The following is a 22,282-nucleotide window of genomic DNA, read 5'->3' as shown; positions in this document are numbered from 1 at the left end:
ACCGTTATGCTCCATGGGAAATAAAGCTACACCATACAACATTCGTAAAACACTCATGCGTATCACAGCATGCATAAGTCTTTTATTAATGGGGGCAACCGCCCTTTCCCAAACCACCGCCGACTTCACCATCAACAAAAAAGAAGGCTGTATACCCCTCAGTGGCGTCAACTTTACCGATGCCTCTACAGGCGGTACAGTTACCCGCCGCGATTGGAACCTCGGTAATGGCACCATCATCAACAACGGAGCGGCAACCGTAGGCACCAACTACCTCACAGACGGGACCTTTACCGTTATCCTTACTGTAACATTTGCCAATGGTGATATCCGCACCAAACAAGACATTATCACTGTACACCCCAAACCGGTAGCACAGTTTACCGCCATTGAAACAGAAGGTTGCTCACCACATGCCGTACAATTTACGCACCAGGCTACCACCAAAACCGGTACCATCACCAACTGGTTATGGGACTTTGGAGCAGGCGGAAGCAGCCAGCCCAACCCTTCCTTTACCTACAACGTAAATGGCAACTACAACGTTTCCCTCATCGTTACCAACAACTGGGGATGCGAAAGCGAAGCAGCGATCAAACAACAATACATCAAAGTATATTCAAAAGTCAATGCCTCCTTCACCATCCCCAGCAACAGCCCTTGCAATATTCCTTTTACAACCACCTTTGTAAATACCACCACCGGCGGAGGCAATATCACCTATGAATGGGATTTTGGCGATGGGCAAACTTCCACCGACCCCAATCCCACCCATACCTACACCGTTACCGGCGCTTATACCGTAACACTTACTGCCAGGAACGGTACCAACTGCGTAAGCACCTATACCAGGTCGGGTAACAATGGTGTACTGGCCGGTACACCCACGCCAACCATTACAGCACCCACCAATGTTTGCGCCAACACAGCAACGAATTTTACAGCAGGTGTTACACCGGCCGCTTTTCTATACACCGTCAAGTGGCTCTTTCCCGATAACGGCGCCATTCAATACGGACAAAACACCACCCATACCTTTGCCAATCCAGGCACCTATGAAATACAAGTAGTGGCTTTAAACTATGCAGGTTGTAATGACACAGCCCGGTACAGCATTACTGTAAGGCCCGGCCCTCAACCCAACTTCACAGTCGACAGGGCCATTGGTTGTGATACACCTTTCCTTGTTCAGTTTACCAATACCTCCCTGCCATTAACTGATCTTACCTACGACTGGAACTTTGGCGATGGCTCGCCGCATGCTTCCGTATCCAGCCCTGCATATACCTACCGGCGTCCCGGCTACTATACCGTTACCCTTACCGTTACCGATACACTTACCGGCTGTACGGCCGTCATGCAAAAAAGAGATACCATCCGCATCGTCAAACCCATCGTGGATTTCACCTACACACCTCCTGACGGTTGCAAACCCTTACCTGTAAGAACAACGGCGCGGCTCAGCAACATGGTGGATCCCGTTGTTAGCTATATATGGGATTTTGGTGATGGGCCGCCTGTTATTACTACCGTTGGCAATGCCATACATACCTACACAGCAGCTGGTAATTACAACATCCGGCTGAAGATCATCACCCAGCAGGGATGTACAGACAGCTCTATTCTCAAGCCTGTGAGCGTTGCCAATCTCTGCGATGACGATGGCTCCGGCGGAGGAGGGGGCGGCGGTGGTGGTGGCGCCGGCTTCACCCTGGGCAAAACCTGCCAGGATAAATACACCGTTGTTTTTACCGATACGGTAACCAACTCAAAGCCACTAAGCTGGGACTTTGGTGATGGATCGCCCCTGTACACAACACCACCCTTAAACCCGGTAACACATACCTTCCCCACCACTGACAAAAAATATGTCGTGACCATTACCCGGCTCGACACAATGACCAATGTCACCACTACGGCACAGGTACGCGCCATCATCATTGATGAAAAGGCCAACTTCACGCCTTCCATCACAGATATCTGCCGCAACAAGACAGTTGACTTCAGCACTATTGGCATCGACTCTTCCAACATCAACAAATACATCTACGATTTTGGCGATGGCACGCCCCGCTACACCATCAACAACAGGAACTACTTCCTCAACTATGGCAGGTACCTCAACGGCAATACTTCCCATACTTATACCGACACCGGAACATTCTATATAAAGCTCATCATTGAAGACAAGCTGGGCTGTCTCGATTCACTCCTGTATCCTGTTCCTGTCAGGGTAAAAGGACCATTGCCCGGCCTCATGGCAACCCCCCTCACTACCTGTGAAAGCAACTTCACTACCGTATTCACTGATACCTCAGTTCAGAATGGAACTACCCCTATTATTGAATGGACCTGGAACTTTGGCGATGGTACGCCCGCTTACACCACTACACAGGATACTGCCATACAACACATCTATTCCAATAACAGCTATTACCGCACCTGGCATGTAACCCTCAACATAAAAGATGCTGCCGGCTGCGAAGCCCAGACCATTGTCTACAACTACATCAAAAGTTACAGGCCCAAGGCTGCCTTCTTCAGCTATGATACCCTTAAATGTGGTAGTACTAATGTATTCCTGTACAATCAATCGGCCGCTTATAATGCCACCTATACCTGGTATTTCGGAGATGGTACGTCCACCAATACCCACAACGCCTCCCATACCTACAGCACCAATGGCGAATATGATATCAAGCTCGTGGTAAAAGATGAGAACGGTTGTGCCGATAGCACCACCACTTCCGCCTACATCAAACTGGTAAAACCCAAAGCAGATTTTATCACCGGCGACACCAGTAAATGTGCCCCCATTGCCATCAGCTTTTACGACAGTTCCACCTATGCCAAACAATATGTATGGGATTTCGGGGATGGCGGCACAGGTTCTACCGATAAAGACCCCGCACCTCATATCTATGCGGCGCCTGGTTTCTATTCCGTAAAGCTCATCATTACAGGTGTCAGTGGTTGCGTGGATTCTATTACCAAAGTCATCCGCGTGAAAGGACCAATTGGTCAATTAAGCGTAGGCCCTGTTATTGGCTGTGCGCCTTACACCTTATCCATGCGGGTTACCGGCAGCAACATCAGCTCCTATGCCTGGGATTACGGCGATGGCACGCCGGTACAGGCTTCGCAGGACGACATAGTAAACCACATCTATCCGCTGGCAGGTAAGTTCCTGCCCAATGTGGTTCTGACAAGCCCTGAAGGCTGCCCCTATACACTTAAAGCAACAGATTCCGTCATTGTTGATTCTGCACACGCCCGCTTTACAATAGACAGGCCATTGCGTTGCCTCACCGACAGGACCATTCAATTCACCAACCTCTCTGAAGCGGCCTTTGGAGCAGTATCCTGGAAATGGCTCTTTGGCGATAACCAAACCTCCACCGCTGAGCATCCTTCCCACACCTATGCCACCGATGGTGACTATGAAGTATCACTCATCGTACAAAGCCGCTATGGCTGTATAGATACCCTCACACAGCCCAAAGCTGTAAAGATCTTTGCCCAACCCGTTGTAAACATCGTAGGTCAAATGGAGAAATGCGCGCAAACAGCCATTGACTATACCGCTAACATCCGGTCGGAAGACAGCGTCATCAGCTATACCTGGAAGCTCAACAACAACATCATCAGCCACAATGATAGCGTAAGCCATTACTTTGCCAATGCAGGAAATTACGACCTGGCATTTACCGTTAATACCAGGTACGGATGCGAAGAAACAGCAGACACTACCATCACCATCCGTCCGCTGCCTGAGCCGGCAGCATCTCCAAAGGATACAACGGTTTGTATAGGAAGCCTGGTGCCCTTACAGGCGCACGACGGCACGCAGTATACCTGGTGGCCGCAAACCAACCTGCAAAATGCCGGCTCAGCCAATCCCGTGGCAACAGCCCTTGTCAATGCTCGCTACTACGTACAGGTCACCAATAACTTTGGCTGCGTACAACAGGATAGTATCATGATCCATATAGACAACAAAGTAAACCTGCAGCACAGCAATGATGCCATCATTTGCCGCGGCGAACGTACACGCCTCTCAGCCGGTGGCAACACACAACAATTTGCCTGGACGCCTGCCACCGGTCTCGATAACAGTTTAATCGCATCACCCTGGGCATCGCCACAGCAAACCACCACCTACCAGGTAGTTGGTTACAGCAACAATACCTGTCCCAATGATACCGGCAGGGTTATGGTAACAGTAGGCAGCATCCCCACTGTTGACCTCGGGCCCGACCTTACGGCAGATGCAGGCCAGCCTATAGACTTCAAACCTGTTACCAGCAGTGATGTCATCAGTTATCGCTGGCAGCCGGCCATCGGCCTCAGTTGCAACACCTGCAGCAGTCCCCGGCTCATTGCCGATAAAGATGCCAATTACAGGCTCACCGTAAGCACGCAATACAATTGTATAGCTACTGATGAGATCAGGATCACCGTTACCTGCGGTAAGGGGGCTGTGTACATTCCCAATGCCTTTACCCCGAATGGCGATAACAACAATGATCTCTTCTTCATCAAAGGATACGGCATACAAAAAATAAAAAGCCTGCGCATCTTCAATCGCTGGGGACAAATCGTGTTCAGCAGGGACAACTTTGCCCCCAATGATAAAAATGCCGCCTGGGATGGTAGGGTCAAAGGACAAATACCCGCCTCCGGCGCCTTTATATACATAGCAGAAGTCATTTGTAACGAAGGAAAAATACTTCCCCTCAAAGGCACCCTCCTATTATTGAAATAAACACATCTACAATTCACAAAACATTTGTTAAATCCTGGCAATCAACCACTCCGGATCGCATTAGGACCTTTCAAAACTTGCTTCTTCCCTTGTTTTAACTAATTTTGTATCTTGATCAAACAAAACAGAACAAACTATGGCCCTTTTTAAATCCGGTAATCCGGCATTAAGTGAAAAAATCTTCGATCGCACCATCAGCACGCCCCATACAGATGTAATGACCGTGCGCGGCACCCTCAACAAATTTGGCATCCTCTTCTTACTCGTGATGGCCACTGCTGGTCTCGCCTGGAAAATGGCTTATTCCGGCGTAAACATCGTTCCCTATATGTGGGCAGCCGTAATTGGTGCGCTGGTACTTGCTTTCATCACCATCTTTAGACCACAATGGGGCGCTTATACAGCTCCTATATATGCAATATTGGAAGGTTTTGCGTTAGGTTGTATCTCCGCTTATTACAACTTCGCATTTGCCAAAATTGCCCCCAACATCATTACGCAGGCGGTAGGCCTCACCTTCGGTGTGGTATTAGCCATGTATGGACTTTATCGTTTCCGCATCATTCGCGCCACAGAAAGATTTAAATCAATAGTAATAACAGCTACCGTTGGTATTGGTATATTCTACCTCATATCAATGGTATTGCGCCTGTTTGGTGTTAACATCCCTTTCATTCATGAAGGCAGCACCATCGGTATCATCTTCTCCCTCGTGGTAGTAGGTATCGCAGCGCTCAACCTTATCCTCGACTTCGACATGATCGAGCAGGGAGCACAACGCCAGGCCCCCAAATACATGGAATGGTACGGCGCATTTGGCTTACTCGTAACCATCGTTTGGTTATACCTCGAGATCCTGCGCCTGCTGGCCAAGCTCTCCGACAGAAGATAATAAAGCATACTGCTTATAAAAAAAGCGTCCCGCCATATGGCGGGACGCTTTTTTTATTGCTTGCTCACCCAACCCCGTCAACTGTCACCTTCCCCCGTTAACGGCTCATTCTGTACCCTCTTTTCCGCAATAAATAGTTAGCTTTAAAAAGCCGGCACATAAATGCGGGGTAGCGTATAACAATGACGAATACTTTTATACGGAATAGCTTACTTACTGCTTTACTCGTTCCATTGCTTGCCATACATGCCCCCGCACAGCAGATGGAAAGCAATAGCATAACCAGGCTGAAAGCAGAGCTGCCTTTTACCACCGGGACCGATAGGGTCGATTGCCTCACCAGGATCGCTTACCGGTACGCTTATTCTGCCACCGTAAAATCCGATTCAGGATTTGTGTATGCCAGGCAGGCTGTGGAAGAAGCAGAAAAGTTGGGATACGAATTGGGGTTATGCAAAGCTGCCAACCTGTATGCCCATGTATTATTACAACTATCAAGACCCAATGAAGGGATCACCTGGTACCGCCGCTCTACCCGGCTGGCGGTTGATCTCAACAATGATTCCTTGCTGGCAAAAGGTCTTCGCGGCATTGGTCAGGCCCTTTGGTACCAGTGTAACTTTCAACAGGCTATTGATACCATCACGCTGTCTATTCAACATTTTAAACAACTCGGCTGGAAAAAGGATATCTCAGATGCTACCATGACCATGAGCAATATATATGGCAACCAGGGTAACTATGAAAAGTCGTTTGAAGTAGCCCAGCAATCCCTTGCATTGAGCCAGGACCTTCACGATATAGGTAATATTGTATTATCACTCACAGAAATAGGTAAGTCATACAGGAATATTGGTGATCATACCAGTGCATTGGAATATTACAAAAAAGGCTATGCATACAATTCCTCGGGAATGCATTGGGCTTACAGATATCTTTCGCAATGCATGGGCGAGCTGTATTGCGATCTGCAGCAATTCGATTCTGCCTGGTACTTTTATCAACAAAGCTTTAACGGCAATCCGGGCAGCAAGTCGTCCAGATTACGCGTAGCAGAATACTACCTGCTCCGGAAGGAATACGATTCCGCCCAGGCACAGTTTGCTTACTTATACAATGTGCTAAAGCCGGGCGGCGAAAAACACCTTTACATGTATTCCATGCTGGGGTTGGGCAAAATATACTTCGCAAAAAAAGACTACACCAGGGCCAGACAATTTGCTTACGAAGCATGGACGCTGGCCCGGCAAAAAAATGCCAAATTAAACCTCCGCGATGCCTGCCAGCTACTTTATTCCATCCATGAGGAAATGAAACAACCCGGCCAGGCCTTCTACTATTACAAACAATACGTGCAGGTGAAAGAGGCCGTACTGAACGATCAGTTGAAAGGAAAACTCTATGAATTCCGGCGCATTGCAGAAGATGAAAAAAAAGTGGCGCAGATAAAACTGCTCGAACAGGAAAAACTCATCAGTGAACAAAAACTCAAAAGCAATCAACTATTAAGGAATATCCTCACAGGAGGCCTGGTATTACTGGCATTCCTCAGCCTGATGGTACTGGGGAACATATCCCTGAAACGTAAAAATGAAAAACTACGGAACGAAAAAATACAGAAAGACCTGGAGCACCGCGCCACAGAATTGGAAATGCAGGCCCTGCGCGCGCAGATGAACCCCCATTTCATCTTCAACTGCCTTAGTTCCATCAACCGCTTCATCCTGAAAAATGAACCCGATAAAGCATCAGATTACCTTACCCGCTTTTCCAGGCTCATCCGGCTCGTACTCATCAACTCCCAAAAACCATACATCGTACTGGAAGATGAAATAGAAATGTTGCGCCTCTACCTTGAAATGGAACAGCTTCGTTTCAAAAACACATTCGATTATAGCATCATCTATAACAATGATATTGAACCGTCCAACATCATGCTGCCTCCTTTATTGCTGCAGCCCTTTTGTGAAAATGCCATCTGGCACGGCTTAATGCATAAAGAAGGACATGGCCAACTGTCCGTTGCATTTAGTATGCGCAATAATATTCTAAATTGCACCATTACCGACAATGGCATAGGCCGCGCCCGCGCTGCTGAAATACAAACCAAATCAGCAGAAAAAATAAAATCATTGGGTATCAAACTAACGGCGGAGCGCCTCGCCTTGTTTAATGAAGACAGGTCTATACAAACTTATTATAATATTGAAGACATAAAAGATGAGCAATGCAACATTATCGGCACCAAAGTGACTATAGAGATCAGATACAAAGAATTGACCGAAACCGTTCGATAAAATAGCATGATCAGAGCCATCATTGTAGACGATGAACCCTACTGCTGTGAAGTACTCAGCACCTTGCTGGAAAAATACTGCCCGGAGGTAACCATAGAAGCCATTTGCTCTTCTGCCAAAGAAGCCATCACGGCCATCAGCACCCATTCTCCGCAATTGGTTTTCCTGGACATTGAAATGCCCCACATGAATGGCTTCCAGCTATTGGAGCGGCTTCCCCATATTGATTTTGATCTTATATTTACCACCAGTTACGACCAATATGCCATCAAGGCCATTAAATTCAGCGCCCTTGACTACCTCTTAAAGCCCATTGACCGGAGCGAACTGCAAATAGCAGTGAGAAAAGCGGTAGACCGCTTGCAACATCCCCTTCCCCAGCAGTTACAGATCCTGCTGCAAAAACTATATCAGCCACCCCCGCAAGTCAGCAGGGTAGCCCTGCCCACCATGGAAGGATTGCAATTGGTACCACTGGACACCATCATCAGTTGCGCTTCCAGCAGCAACTACACAATTATTTCATTAAAAGACAAACAGAAGATCATTGTTTCACGTACACTTAAAGAAATAGAAGAAATGCTGGAAGACTATCTGTTCATGCGGGTACACCATTCGTACCTCGTCAATTTAAACGAAATTCGTAAATACATTAAAGGCGAAGGAGGGAATCTTATCATGAGCGATGGATCGTCGGTAGACGTCTCCCGGAGTAAAAAAGAGCAGCTATTAAAAAAATTACAACCCGGGAAGAGCTGATCGTCACCTGGTAACCCGGATTACTCATTCCAGCCCGCAAATGGCTCAATCTGGCTGGTTTTTACAATAAAGGCCCTCTAGCTTCAGTTATAATAACACGCACAAATCAGGCAGTATGTTCAAAAAAGAAAGACAAGCGTACATTCTGAAACAGATCACCGAACACCAGAAGGTGGTCTCTGCCGATATTTCCCAGCAGATGAACGTGTCAGAAGATACCATACGCCGCGACTTGCAGGAGCTGGCCAACAAAGGCAAGCTCATAAAAGTACACGGCGGTGCTTTGTCCCTTGCCTATACCAAAGAAGATCCCCCGCTTCCTGAATATGAAAAAGCACCGCCTGAGCAGGAAAAATCACTGCCCGAGAAGATCATTGCTCAAAAAGCAGCCCGCCTCATTCGCAGCGGCATGTTTGTAATGACCAGTGGTGGCAGCACCACAGCTCAACTGGCGCGGATGCTGCCGGAAGACCTGAAAGCCACCTTTATCTCGGGAAGCATCCAGGCCATCGTGGAATTTACCCGCCATCCTTCCATAGAAGTCATCATCATTGGTGATAAAGTCTCCAAAAACGGTAAGCTCACCGTAGGCAGTGAGGCCATTGCAAAGATCAGGCAAATAAAAGCCGATGTATGCCTGGTCGAGGTGCAGGCCATTGACATTCAGAACGGCATCAGTGAAATTGACTGGGAAATAGCCCAGATCAAAAAAGCAATGATTGAAAGCTCACAGAAAGTCATTGGTTTATGCAAATCGGATAAAATAAATACGGTAAGACCCGTACAACTTTGTCCGGTGCATAACCTGCACAGCATCATCACCGAACTGGATGCCAGCCACGAACTGCTGTCCCCCTACCGGGCCGCCGGCATAGAGATCATATAAATATCTTCTATACCTTTAGGGCCTACTATGCAACAGGCCAATAAAGCTGCCGTACAGATCGTATTCATCATTCCTCCCAAAGTTCACCTGCTGGATATCACCGGCCCCGCTCATGTCTTTTATGAAGCCCTGAGCTATGGCGCCCCTGTTACCTTACATTTCAGCAACATCCATGCAGCCGAAAACGCCATAGAAAGCAGCAGCCAGCTATGGCTTTCCCGCCTTACAGACTTTAACGCCCTCCACTTAAATAAGGACGACATTATATTCGTGCCCGGTCTGGAATCATCCCTCCTGCTGGATGAGCACTTCCTCACCGTTTCCTCCAAACCTTTCCAGCTTTGGATGGAACAACAGCACCGCAACGGTATTACCGTCTGTTCTGTATGTACCGGCGCTTTCCTGCTGGCACAGGCCGGCATGCTCGACCACAAAGCCTGTACAACTCACTGGAAATACATAGACCGTTTGGCGCAACATTATCCGCAGGCGCAGGTACAGCAGAACCGGTTGTTTGTGCAGACTGGGGCCCTGTACACCAGTGCAGGTGTCGCCGCTGGTATAGACCTCTCCTTATATCTCCTGGAACAGCTCTTCGGTTCCCGCTTTGCCACACAGATCGCCAAAGAGGTAGTTGTATACGTCCGCAGGACCGAGTCTGATCCGCAGCTCAGCGTTTTCATGCAGTACCGCAATCACATGGAAGAACGTATTCATAAGGCGCAGGACATACTGTCTCAGTCGCTGGAAAAGAGGCTCAACATAGAACAACTGGCCACGCAGGTGCACATGAGTGGCCGTAACCTCACCCGGCTCTTCCGGAAAACAACCAACATCTCCATCAGTCAATACGTTGACCAGCTCCGTATCGAACGTGCCCGGCAATTACTAAAGGAAGGACATACCATGCAATCAACAGCCGGCCTCTGCGGCCTCAAAAGCACCAATCAACTCCGCCAGCTCCTGAAGAAAAAATAAGGTAAGGTGGGTCGCCCTGCAGCATAGCCATCTGTTTGGCGGGGCGGCTCGCCTTTCGCTCCGGCTTCAGACTCCCGACTTCCAAATGTCCCAATACTGCGCTATCCTGTCCCGGTTCATATAGCCTACCTGCAATACTTTTACAAAAAAGTAATAGCCATGAAAGACATTATCCTCCATGTTCTCATCTTCCTGGTGCTGCTGTTGGGAACAGCACAGCTACAGGCGCAGCAACCACAGAAAGCCTGGTACTGCCCACCCTGCAACAGCGCCTGTGACAGCCTCGTTTTTAAAACTGCCGGTAAATGTCCGCATTGCGGTATGTCGCTCCTACAGCAAACACCGGAAGAACACCATAAAATCATGAATGAAAAAAAACTAACCGTAGCCTTCTACCTGCAGAATGGCGTTGAAGTATTGGACTTTGCCGGTCCTATGGAAGTATTCTCCTACGCGCAGTTTAAAATATTCACCGTATCCAAAACCAAAGACCCCATCATCTCGCAGGGCATACTAAAAATAATCCCTGATTACAGCATTGAGGATGCACCACCCGCCGACATTATTGCTTTCTTCGGTGGTAATGCCGGCAATGCCTCCAATGACCCTAAAGTCATTGAGTGGTTAAAGCGCCAGCCCACACCCGACTATTATTTCTCCGTTTGTACCGGCGCTTTCATCTTAGGGAAAGCCGATATACTCAATAACCTTACGGTCACCACCTTTCACGAAAGCATTGCCAACCTGCAGAAAGCGGTACCTACCGCGAAAGTACTATCCAATGTACGCTTTGTTGACAATGGTAAAGTCATCACCACAGCAGGTATCTCCGCAGGTATTGATGGCGCCTTGCACCTCGTGGCCAAAATACGCGGCCAGGAAGCCGCCCGCAACGTAGCCACCTACATGGAATACGACAAATGGATACCAGAACAGGGACTCATCATTAAGAAATAAAATCACGACCTCAACATAATCTCCTTAATCATCTGCACGCATTCAAAATGCGGGGCAGCCAATCCATCATGCCAGGCCAGGCCCATCTGCTTCAGGTCAAAATGCTTTAATACGGTACCCGTATGTATTGCATTCCCCTGCTCATCCTGCGGATAACCGATAATATAAATAGAATCAGCCAGCTCCACCGCCAGCTCAATATCATGGGTACTGAAAATGATCGTATTCAGGTCATGACGCAGGCTGATCAATTCAAAGGCCTTTTTAACGCTCATAATATTACCAATATCCAGCCCGGAGAAAGGTTCATCCAGTACCATATAATAACCAGAGCTTAATAACTGCTCAAGGATCGCTGTACGCTGGCGCTGTCCGCCCGAGAGGAAATTGGGGTACTGGTCCTTATTCTTCTCCAGCCCCCACTCTCTCAGGTAATGCATAATCTCTTCTTCTTTTTCCGCTTTCGTCATACCACTCTTGCGTAGGGCAAACCACAATGCCTCGTACACCGTTTTATGACGGAACAGCGTATACTTCTGGTTCACGAAGCCTACATCGCCTTCCTGTACCAGCTTTGCCGGTTGCTTTCCGTTGCTGGCTGGTTTGGAATAGTCCGGGATCAACACCCGCCCGGAGGTGGGATTTTCCAGCCCTGTCAGGGCACGGAACAACGTTGATTTTCCCCGTCCCGATCTTCCCAGCACAGCAATCACCTGCCCCTGCGACTTTCCCTCACGTATCGTATCCCTTTCAAGCAGGTTCACATCCCGTAAAATCACCTTATCACCATAGGCCACACAAAGGTTCTCTACATGAAGGATCGTATCTTTCTGTTCATAAGGAATAGCCATAGCGTATTAGAAACTTGAATATTTAAAAAATGATTTCCTTGCCACCTGCAGCACCCGGTCCAGCAATAAGCCCACCAGCAGGATCACCAGCTGGAGTGCTACAATGCGGCCGTGATTCATAAACTTATCACTGTTCTTGATCAATACACCCAGTCCGCCCGCTGCTACCAGTATGGACTCCACCGTTACCAGCATCATCCAGGTAATAGACAGGTTTTGCCGCAATACATCAATCACATAATCTATACGTCCTTTGATCACCACCTCCCACAATACTTCCCAGCGGCTACACTTCAGCGAGCGGGCATGATCAATTTCCTCCTGCGGAATGTCCTTCAATACTGCCAGCAGCGAAGTGATAAAATAAAGGCTCATGAAAACGAACAATACACTGATCTGCATAGTCCGCGCATCTTTTACCAGGATAGCCAGGTAAAAAGTAATACCCGTCAGCGGCAGGTACCGCAGCTTGCTGAAAATAGTGGCGATAGGTTTTAAAGCCGGCAGTGGCGATAGATATACAATTACCAGGGATATGATAATGGACAGTAACGTAGCCTGCAGGCACAGTCCCAATGAGCTCACTACATGCACTACCAGCCCTTCATTGTATAGCGACTGAAATCCTTCCCAAACCTGGCCGGGTGTAGGGAACAAATGTTTGGTGCCTGCTGAAGCAATAAACCAATATCCCAACACCAGCACCAGCCAGATACCACCAATAAGCATTCCTTGCCTTTGATTAACGGTCTCAAAAGGCCTGAACCACTTCTTTATTTCCATGCATTATGTTATTTAAGAAGACTAATCACTACCCGCCTGTTCTGCGCTTTACCGGCAGCCGTGTTATTATCTGCTGTCGGTTCATCCTGGCCCTTGCCATCAATCTTCTGGAAACGGGTAGCAGGAATACCTTTTTGAATCAAATAATTCTTTACAGATTCCGCACGGGCGGTGCTCAATGCGTAGTTGCCTTCCTGTGTACCGGTATTGTCAGTGTGACCTACCAGCTCCAGTTTGGAATCTTCTGCCTGCACCAGCAGGTTATAGATCTGTTCCAGTACATCCTTTCCTTCCGGACGGATAGTAGCACGACCCGGATCAAAATTGATACGCCACTCACCGGAGGCCATTACACTCGTTGCCTTTTTAGAATAGTCAGTGGCATACGTAGCACCGGCATCAATATCCTTCACATCTTTCAGGAATGATAAATTCACCGCTTCTTCATAAGGTACAATACGCTTAACATTCTGGTTAAATCCTGCCGGGTTCAATGTCTTCAGGTAACGCGATACCTGGTCATACACTGCCTTATAACGGTTCGTGCCATCGGTAATACCATAATACTGGTTGGCATCGGCCAGGTTAAACACCCGGGAGCCACCCATATTATAAGAAATACCGTTCTTTTCCCCCTGCTGACCTTTGAACATCGCATACCAATACTCAGGCGTCTCCATATTAAAAGACTTTTGAGTAGTTTCAGAGGCCCTCTTTCTCCAGGTATCATATTGCTTCATCTGGTTAGAAGCCGCATAGGCCGACTTAAGAATATTACTAACCGCCTCTTTATTACGATCCGCCCATTGACGCAGGAAAATAATCGTAGTTGCCATCTGGTTATTGAACTCTTTCGTGGAAACAACATCTGTGAATCCGGTCAGTGCATCAAAAACCATCTTGTCGCCAGGCGTCCATGTAGCGCAACCATCCACCTTCTTATTAATACTCTTACCGGTCAGCTTACCCGCTTTCACTTCTTTCAGGGGAACAGTCCATCCTTGTGTTTGAGACTTGATCAGCTCTTTGGCAGATTCAATATAATCATCATTGGCAGAAGCCAGGAAATTCACCGCTTCAGCATCATACGTAGCAGGATCAGGGTTGATCTTAAGGCCATTGGCAGAAGCGTAGTTAACCGCAGTAACCCAGTCGCCATCGCCAATAACAGCCGATACCAGCGCCCCCTTCATAGACTGTGGGTTCATCTTCCAGCTTGGCGGCCCGATCAGCTTATCCTCACCATAACTTAAACCAACTGCACCTACCACCTGCAACTGATACTTACCAGCGCCATACTTATCATCCAGCGCCTGCTGAGCAGAGCTGAGATAGAAAGGAACGCCATCACCCATAATAATAATACCAGCGGTGCCTTCTTTGGGAGCAGCATTACCTTTATCGAATTCTTCTACAAACTTCATCTGCAGGTTACGCAACTCAGTCAGCCAGTCCTGGCGGATGATCTCCAGGTTCACACCATTCTTTTCCATAAGGGAGCCTTTGGTCGTTTTAGGTCCGCCATTGGCTACAATCAGCCCCGACTGCGCATTCCAGGCATATCCTGCCACACGTACCAGGGGCTTGGAGGCTACATCGCCGGATGCTTCCGCACCAGGTAAAGGCAATTCTGCAGAAGTAGTTACATTATTTACATCTTTATCAGATACATCCAGCTTCTCCACCGTTTTCGACTCATCCACCCGCAGGCCGGGGGAGAGATAATAAACAGCGCCACCAACACCACCGGCTAATGCCAGTACAATAAGTGACTTAGAGAATAAAGTAAGACTTGTCCATTTCATTGCTTTAGTATTTAAAGGTTTTAGTTGAAAATGTCTCCAAATCCTTTGCTTTCCTGCCTGTCTTCAGACGACAGCTTATAATTTGGATTAGCATATTTTTTTGATTCAGGTATCTCATAACTGTCTGTCCGGATCTGGTCGGCCAGCTTATCCAGCTTCGTGTACAGCTCATCGCTATCCATTGAATACTGGCTGGTAAGCGAATCCAGGTCCAGCAGGTTCTCCTGCGTAGTAGCCAGGTCAATGGCAATGGTATTCGTCACCACATCCAGGGCGTATTCCAGTTCCCAGCCTTTGGTAAACAGCATGGCCGATTTCGCCTGTTCAGTAGCACTGCGGGCAGCTTCGGCAAAAGCATACTCCTTCTTCAGCATATCAATACTCACTTCAAAGTCGGCTACCTTGATCTCCATCGCCGTATCTACCATATTCAGCTTCCGGTCCAGTTTACCGATTACGTGGGCCCGGCTGCCATACTTGCGCACAAGGCCCGTACTCTGGTTCAGCATATGGCTTACCCGCTGCGCTTCACTCAACGTTTTCATCATATTCGTTTGCAGGTCTACATACTCATCCGATTCTTTGGCAGCCTCTCCTTTCTTCTGCTCCATTTCCTGCATCCTTTGTTTGGTAGTAGCCGCCTTCGATTGCAGGGTCACTACCTTATCCTGGTAATCCTTGGCTTCCTTCTCGGCCTTGATAGACTCCGCTTCCATATTATTCTTAATCGCCTTGATCTTTGCCTTGGCTTCCTTAAACTGGATCCGGTTCTGCACCATCTTTTCCTTTTGCTCTTCCAGCTCGCCAAAGGGATCATGACGGATCAACGTCTTATGCATCGCCCGCGCCAGCTTCTTCATTGCTTTAACAATCACAGGCAGCATAATAAAGAAGGCGATCACCAGTACGGCTGCAGCAATGGCGCCCAGTACCTGGCCTATCCAGGTAAACACAATGGGCAAAATGAATTGATATAAACCCCAGGCGATAGTGCCTAATAATACAAGACCTATCACCCAGGCAATACCCTTTTCTCCTTTTCTCCAATTCTTTGGATGAAAAGTGATCTGGCTTTTTTCGAAGTGCTTAAGGATAGGCAGTTCAAGCACCTTGTTGGTTTCTGCTGACATTTTTATTTGATTGTAATTGGTTACTGTTTAATAAACCTGGATATACCTTCCCGGATCGCCTGCAGCTTTTCAATGCTCACCTTTCTTGCCGTATCGTTGGCTGCCAGCTTTTCCCGGATAGCTTTCTCCTGTGGCTGAAACCCTTCATCAATCTTCGACAGCAATGCTTTCTTCTGATTCACGGCCGCCTCTAACTGCTGTAATTCAGCACGCAATTGTGATATCCGCATAGCTCCCTGGTCAATCTCACCCTGCAACTGACCTTTATCAGCATTCTTCTTTTCTTCCAGGGAGCGCAGCTTCACCTGTCCCTGACTTACATACTGTCCGTGTACCTCGTTGATCTTACTGATATAGAACTCAGCATCCGTCATCAGCTTCTGCACCGTAACAGTCTTATCCATCGTCCTGGCCATCTGGAAAGCCAACTGGTAAGTATGCTCGCCCGACAGGCCGGTGCTGCTGATCGCTTTATAAAACTCATAGAAGTCATAACCGGGCATATTGATGGACTCTAATCCCGACTCATACACTGCTGTTACCTCATCCACTACCGTATCATTCACCGGCGGAGGTATAAAGCTGCCTTTATCATTTTTATCAGCAGCAGGAACAATAGTTTCACTGGCCGGGAAAGAAAAAGCTGGTTCAGCCTCTTCTTTTCCAGCTTTAGGGTCATCTGTTTTCACAAACAGATGCTTCCAACTTTTAAGCATGGAACAAAGGGTTTATGTAATAATTATGATAGCATCTTAAGCGAAGTATTCATACTGTACTAATAAAACATCAGTCGTAGTGTTACAGAAATATTACAGCCGTTACAAACGGAATATTTAAATATATTTTTGCAAATACATGCAACCGGTAAGCGTGTAGTGGCTGTTGCTGAAATATTACAGCTTAGCTAAAAAATATTTTTAGCACAAAAGAAAAGGCTGCCTGATAATTCAGACAGCCTTTCTATAATACTGTTTTTCAAATCGCTAATAGCTAATACCTAAAAGCTAACGCCTTATATTTTTAATGCGGCAGCTTATCCCTAAACCGCCCATATACCCAGGTGCCCGCAATAGCGCTTAGCAATACAACAACGATCACTGTAGCGCCCGTTCCGATCAGGGCAAACAAAGGTCCGGGACAGGCGCCCGTCATCGCCCAGCCGAAGCCAAACAGCAAGCCACCAATCACCTGCCCTTTATTGAACTTCTTGGGATGGAACTGTACCGGCTCTCCATAAATCGTTTTCACATTAAATCGCTTGATCAGGAATACGGAGATCATACCCACCACAACGGCAGAGCCAATAACACCATACATATGAAAACTCTGGAAGCGGAACATCTCCTGGATCCGGAACCAACTGATCACTTCCGCCTTTACAAAAACGATCCCAAACAATACACCCACCACCAGGTACTTTATATTATGGTACCACTTATGGGTGAGCTGTGATTCATTCACACAGATCGTATCCTGTGTGCGCATTTCAAAATCTGTATCAATGGTTGGCTGCATAAACTATAAGGATAAAATAACAGGTAAAATAAAATTCGCCATCAGTAATCCGCCCACCATAAAACAAATGGTAGCTACCAGCGATGGCCATTGTAAATTGCTCAATCCCGTAATGGCATGACCACTGGTGCATCCGCCCGCATACCGGGTGCCAAACCCTACAAGGAAACCGCCGCCCACCATCATCAACAGGCCACGTACAGTAAAAAGCTGTTGCCAGCTAAATACATCAACAGGCACAAGACCGTCATAATTGGTAATGCCATGCTGCGATAGCGTTGTAGCCAAAGCCTCATTTACCTCCACCGGTGCAGGGTTACGTAACAGCCAGGCAGCGATAATACCACCCAGCAATATCCCCCCTGCAAAAAACAGGTTCCACAATTCCTTCTTCCAGTTATAGGTAAAAAAGGGAATATTGGCCGGCAGGCACATCGCGCAGATATGCCGCAGGTTGGCAGAGATGCCAAAATGCTTGTTGCCCAGCAGCAGCAGGGCCGGCACCGTTAAACCGATCAGCGGCCCAGCCACATACCATGGCCAGGGCTGCCGGATAAAGTCAATAATATTAGTCATACAATCATTTACACATTAAAGGGTGGTGGAAATGGAAGAGCTGATACTAAACCGGCCGGAATCTTTAAGCTCCTTAAAACCTCCTTTCACATCAATCAGCTTATCAAAGCCCCGCGCACGCAGAATAGAATTAAAGATCATAGAGCGGTACCCGCCGGCACAATGTACATACCAAGTTTGGTGCTTATCCAGCTTTTGTACCTGCTCATTAATATAGTCCAGCGGCATATTCTCCGCTCCTGCAATATGCCCGGCCGCATACTCACTCTCTTTGCGTACATCGACTATAGACAGCGCGGGATCTTTTTCCATCCTGGCCGCCAGTTCTGTTGCAGGGATAGATTCAATCTGGTCCAGCTCCTTACCGGCTTCCTGCCAGGCATTGATACCGCCCTTCAAATAACCAATCGAATGATCATAACCCACCCTGGCCAACCGGGTCACCACTTCTTCTTCCCTTCCTTCCTCTGCAACAATAAGAATGGGTTGATAAATATCTGTTATCAGGGCGCCCACCCACGGAGCAAAACTGCCATCAATGCCAATATTCACCGAATTGGGAACAAACCCTTGCGCAAAAATCTCCGGCGCACGCGTATCCAGCAGAAGGGCGCCTGTTTCATTGGCGGCCGCTTCAAAAGCTTCCGCGCTGAGCGGCTGGGTGCCATGCTTCAATACCTGCTCAATATTCTCATAGCCTTCCTTGTTCATCTTTACATTCTGCGGGAAATAAGCCGGTGGTGGCAGCAGTCCTGCTGTTACTTCTGCTATGAATTCGTCCCTGGTCATAGCCGCCCGCAAAGCATAATTATATTGCTTTTGGTGGCCCAGCGTATCGGAAGTTTCCTTGGCCATATTCTTTCCACAGGCAGAACCGGCCCCATGCGCGGGATAAACAATCACATCATCGGGCAGTAGCATAATCTTATTACGCAGGGAATCAAACAGGGTCCCTGCCAGATCCTCCTGCGTCATATTGGCTGCTTTCTGCGCCAGGTCGGGCCTGCCCACATCGCCTATAAAAAGAGTATCGCCGGAGAACAAAGCAACGGCCTTCCCCGCTTCATCATGCAACAGGTAACAGGCGGATTCCATCGTATGGCCCGGCGTATGCAGTACCTGGATACTTACCTGACCAATCCTGAACACCTCATTATCCGAAGCAATATGTGCTGCAAAAGCCGGTGTGGCCAGTGGACCATATACGATCGTTGCGCCGGTGGCTTTGGCAAGGTCTACATGCCCCGATACAAAATCGGCATGAAAGTGCGTCTCAAAAATATACTTGATCGTAGCGCCATTGGCCGCCGCCTTTGTAATATAAGGCTGCACCTCCCGCAGCGGATCAATAACAGCCGCCTCATTGCCCGATTGGATATAATAAGCGCCCTGCGCTAAACATCCGGTATATATCTGTTCAATTTTCATACAGTCCTTTTTATTTTATAATGTTTCAGATACAAAATTGTTTATTTCCCGGCCGGGAAACCATGACTTTTATCATGCCTTAAAAAATAACTCCTTTATAATGATGTAAATACCCATCGCCAGCACAAACCAACCAGATCCCTTTTTCAAATGAACGGCGGAAACATGCTGCTGCAGACTATTGCCAATAAAAATGCCGGCTATAGCTATACCGGTTACCGGTAACACCAGTGGCCATTCAATACTATAATTCATTACATCGCCCACGAATCCCGCCAATGAATTAATGGCAATGATCAGCAAGGAACTGCCGATGGCTGTTTTAACAGGCAGCCGCAGCATCCACATCAAAGCGGGTACGATCAGGAACCCTCCGCCTGCACCCACCAGCCCGGTAACCAACCCCGTAATCATTCCTTGCACGCCTATACGCAGCGGATGTATACGGGCAGTATCATCCGCCATAGCTATCTCTTGGTCGCGGATCATTGATACGCCTGCCATCAGCATCAGTACGCTGAACAACAGCAGGGTGAAAGCAGCCTTGGTAACAGGAAAGCCGTACAGGGTAAAAAACACTTCCGGCAATGCAGGCATCAGCCATTTGCGGGTTACAAATACGGTCAGCAAAGAAGGGACGCCAAAATACAGCACAGCATGGTAACTTACCAATTGCTGCCTTATCTTACCGGCAGCGCCTACCAGGCTGGAAGAACCCACAATAAAAAGGGAATAAGCAGCCGCAATAACAGGGCTGATACCAAAAAGATACACCAGTACAGGCATTGTAAGAATAGATCCCCCGCCGCCTGTAAGTCCGAGGGAAACACCGATCAGCGCAGCCGCCATATATCCCATGACCATCATATACCTTTCATTTTACAAGGCAAAGATGGCAAGGGTTATACAACTGTACAGTGACAATTGTCACACAAGGCTATCCCAGCCATTCAATATAATTACGGTAAAGGACCAGGCGTTTCTGTTGTTCCATCTTCTTTAACAACCGGGATACAACCTCCCGGGAAGTATTGAGGTCATTGGCTATTGCCTGGTGAGTAATAGGAAGTTCGCGGCGCTGCAGCTTTTTATACTGGTTCTTGAGATAAAACTCCAGTCTTTCATCCATCCCTTTGAAAATCACATTATCAATCACGCCCAGCAGTTCCTCAAACCGGGTGCGGTAACTTTCAATCACAAAATAATACCAGCTTTTATAATCGTGCATCAGTTCATCCATCAAACCAATGGGCATCAACAATACGACGGTATCTTCTTCGGCAACGGCCATCACTTCACTGGTCTGCTGACGGGTAGCGCAGATCATCGAAAGCGCGCAGGCCTGGCCCGGCTCCAGGTAATACATAAAGAACTCACCACCATCAGCCCCTTCCCGGTACAGCTTGGCCCGGCCTTCTGCAATAAGCATCGTAGACCGGAAATATTGCCCTGTCTGCATCAGCTTTTCACCTGCAGGTAATGACTTAACCACACATTGTTCTGCCAGCAATTGCCTCAGTGCCGGCTCAAATTGCGGGAACCGCTGATCAAGATACTCCATAGCGCTCTTCATCCACCAAAGGTACATGCTAAAAGCTAACAGCTAATACCTAACAGCTTACTGATACCCCTTTATCAACTGCTCCCTAAGTAACCGCTTATTCTCCTCACTCGTAAAAGCATGATCAATCGCTTCCAGGTTACAACGAAGAAAATGCGCCTTCTCCCAGTGAAATACCTGTTCCAGCAACTTGTATTCAGATGTCAGGCTCACATCCGAGATCGTACGGGCATCCGTATTAATGCTCATGGATACGCCCGACTGGTAGATCTTATCTACGGTATGGTCCGTAATGCTGTCATAAATAGCTGTCTGTATATTACTGGTGGGACAAACCTCCAGATGAATATCATGCTTCAGGAGATACGCCATCAGTGAAGCATCCTCCATGCTGCGCACGCCATGGCCAATACGCGAAGGACGGAAATGTTCCAGCGTTTCCCAAACACTGGGAGCACCCTTTGCTTCACCTGCATGTGCCGTACAGGGAATACCTTTTTCGTGGGCATACTTAAAAGCGGAAACGTGGTTATCAACCGGGAAACCTGCTTCATCGGCGGCAATATCAAAACCAACCACATGTGTTCCTTTGAATTGTTCCGCCAGCATCACCGTTTCCATACTTTGCATCCTTGAATAATGGCGCAGGGTACAAAGAATAATTCCTACCTGTACACCGGTTTGCCGGATACCTTCTTCTACAGCATCATTCACAACCTGTACTACCTGCTGGGAGGTAAGTCCTTGCTGCAGGTGTTGCAGCGGGGCAAACCGTAACTCTGCATAAATCACATGGTCTTTCTGCAATTGCTGAATAACATCCAGCGTAACCAGTCTTAGCTGCTCTTCCGTTTGCATCAGGTCCACGGCCTTTACAGCGCGGGTAATATAATCTGCCAGGTCAGTACATTTCGATGGTGCTACAAAATCGCGTCTGTATTCCTCGTAAGTAATGGCAGGATTAATCTTTTGCACTACGGCAAAGCTGAGGGAGCAATCCATATGCTGGTGCAATTCTACCTTGGGCAAGGTGGTTACGTCTACCTGGCGCCCATCAGTACATCCAATCATAAAAAAGGGTATTAAAATCATCATGAAT

Annotated in this window: 18 protein-coding genes; 7 read left to right on the top strand and 11 right to left on the bottom strand. The window is 47.8% G+C overall.

The window, feature by feature from the left end; all coding sequences use genetic code 11:
- Window positions 1–13: 13 nt before the first annotated feature.
- From HB364_RS07325 to HB364_RS07295, 7 genes are all read left to right on the top strand, one after another.
- Window positions 14–4,765, top strand: coding sequence for a PKD domain-containing protein (locus HB364_RS07325; RefSeq protein ID WP_167287206.1), 4,752 nt, complete (start codon window positions 14–16; stop codon window positions 4,763–4,765).
- A 136-nt stretch (window positions 4,766–4,901) separates the two neighbouring features.
- Complete coding sequence (locus HB364_RS07320) at window positions 4,902–5,657, top strand: Bax inhibitor-1/YccA family protein (protein ID WP_167287205.1); 756 nt, start codon at window positions 4,902–4,904, stop codon at window positions 5,655–5,657.
- Window positions 5,658–5,839: 182 nt separating this feature from the next.
- A complete protein-coding gene (locus HB364_RS07315; RefSeq protein WP_167287204.1) occupies window positions 5,840–7,954 on the top strand; it encodes a tetratricopeptide repeat-containing sensor histidine kinase in 2,115 nt (704 codons plus the stop codon).
- Window positions 7,955–7,960: 6 nt separating this feature from the next.
- Complete coding sequence (locus HB364_RS07310) at window positions 7,961–8,713, top strand: LytR/AlgR family response regulator transcription factor (protein WP_167287203.1); 753 nt, start codon at window positions 7,961–7,963, stop codon at window positions 8,711–8,713.
- A 115-nt stretch (window positions 8,714–8,828) separates the two neighbouring features.
- Window positions 8,829–9,599: a DeoR/GlpR family DNA-binding transcription regulator gene (locus tag HB364_RS07305; RefSeq protein WP_167287202.1), complete on the top strand. Its 771-nt coding sequence runs from the start codon at window positions 8,829–8,831 to the stop codon at window positions 9,597–9,599.
- Between the two features lie 27 nt (window positions 9,600–9,626).
- Window positions 9,627–10,577, top strand: coding sequence for a GlxA family transcriptional regulator (locus HB364_RS07300; protein ID WP_167287201.1), 951 nt, complete (start codon window positions 9,627–9,629; stop codon window positions 10,575–10,577).
- 159 nt (window positions 10,578–10,736) lie between these two features.
- A complete protein-coding gene (locus HB364_RS07295) occupies window positions 10,737–11,534 on the top strand; it encodes a DJ-1/PfpI family protein (protein ID WP_167287200.1) in 798 nt (265 codons plus the stop codon).
- A gap of 2 nt (window positions 11,535–11,536) precedes the next feature.
- On the opposite strand, the gene HB364_RS07290 is transcribed toward HB364_RS07295, so the two are convergent.
- The 11 genes from HB364_RS07290 to add form a co-directional block, all read right to left on the bottom strand.
- The gene (locus HB364_RS07290; RefSeq protein WP_167287199.1) at window positions 11,537–12,385 is read right to left on the bottom strand and encodes an ATP-binding cassette domain-containing protein; all 849 of its coding nucleotides are present in this window, start codon (window positions 12,383–12,385) and stop codon (window positions 11,537–11,539) included.
- Between the two features lie 6 nt (window positions 12,386–12,391).
- Complete coding sequence (locus tag HB364_RS07285; protein WP_167287198.1) at window positions 12,392–13,168, bottom strand: ABC transporter permease; 777 nt, start codon at window positions 13,166–13,168, stop codon at window positions 12,392–12,394.
- Window positions 13,169–13,176: 8 nt separating this feature from the next.
- A complete protein-coding gene (locus tag HB364_RS07280) occupies window positions 13,177–14,973 on the bottom strand; it encodes an OmpA family protein (protein WP_167287197.1) in 1,797 nt (598 codons plus the stop codon).
- A gap of 20 nt (window positions 14,974–14,993) precedes the next feature.
- Window positions 14,994–16,103, bottom strand: coding sequence for a hypothetical protein (locus HB364_RS07275; RefSeq protein WP_167287196.1), 1,110 nt, complete (start codon window positions 16,101–16,103; stop codon window positions 14,994–14,996).
- 20 nt (window positions 16,104–16,123) lie between these two features.
- On the bottom strand, window positions 16,124–16,819 hold the full coding sequence (locus HB364_RS07270) for a hypothetical protein (protein ID WP_167287195.1): 696 nt from the start codon (window positions 16,817–16,819) through the stop codon (window positions 16,124–16,126).
- Between the two features lie 304 nt (window positions 16,820–17,123).
- On the bottom strand, window positions 17,124–17,618 hold the full coding sequence (locus tag HB364_RS07265) for a YeeE/YedE family protein (protein ID WP_167287194.1): 495 nt from the start codon (window positions 17,616–17,618) through the stop codon (window positions 17,124–17,126).
- 3 nt (window positions 17,619–17,621) lie between these two features.
- Entirely contained in the window at window positions 17,622–18,185 is a 564-nt protein-coding gene (locus HB364_RS07260) for a YeeE/YedE family protein (RefSeq protein ID WP_167287767.1), read from the bottom strand.
- 24 nt (window positions 18,186–18,209) lie between these two features.
- Window positions 18,210–19,622: an MBL fold metallo-hydrolase gene (locus HB364_RS07255; protein ID WP_167287193.1), complete on the bottom strand. Its 1,413-nt coding sequence runs from the start codon at window positions 19,620–19,622 to the stop codon at window positions 18,210–18,212.
- Between the two features lie 72 nt (window positions 19,623–19,694).
- Window positions 19,695–20,489, bottom strand: a complete 795-nt coding sequence (locus HB364_RS07250; protein WP_167287192.1) for a sulfite exporter TauE/SafE family protein — start codon at window positions 20,487–20,489, stop codon at window positions 19,695–19,697.
- A gap of 70 nt (window positions 20,490–20,559) precedes the next feature.
- The gene (locus tag HB364_RS07245) at window positions 20,560–21,210 is read right to left on the bottom strand and encodes a Crp/Fnr family transcriptional regulator (protein WP_246228348.1); all 651 of its coding nucleotides are present in this window, start codon (window positions 21,208–21,210) and stop codon (window positions 20,560–20,562) included.
- A gap of 30 nt (window positions 21,211–21,240) precedes the next feature.
- Window positions 21,241–22,254, bottom strand: coding sequence for an adenosine deaminase (gene add, locus HB364_RS07240; protein ID WP_167287191.1), 1,014 nt, complete (start codon window positions 22,252–22,254; stop codon window positions 21,241–21,243).
- Window positions 22,255–22,282: the final 28 nt, after the last annotated feature.

Source organism: Paraflavitalea devenefica, assembly GCF_011759375.1.
Classification (GTDB): domain Bacteria; phylum Bacteroidota; class Bacteroidia; order Chitinophagales; family Chitinophagaceae; genus Paraflavitalea; species Paraflavitalea devenefica.
Note: the sequence above shows the minus strand (reverse complement) of the source record. Positions and strands in the feature narration are given on the sequence as shown.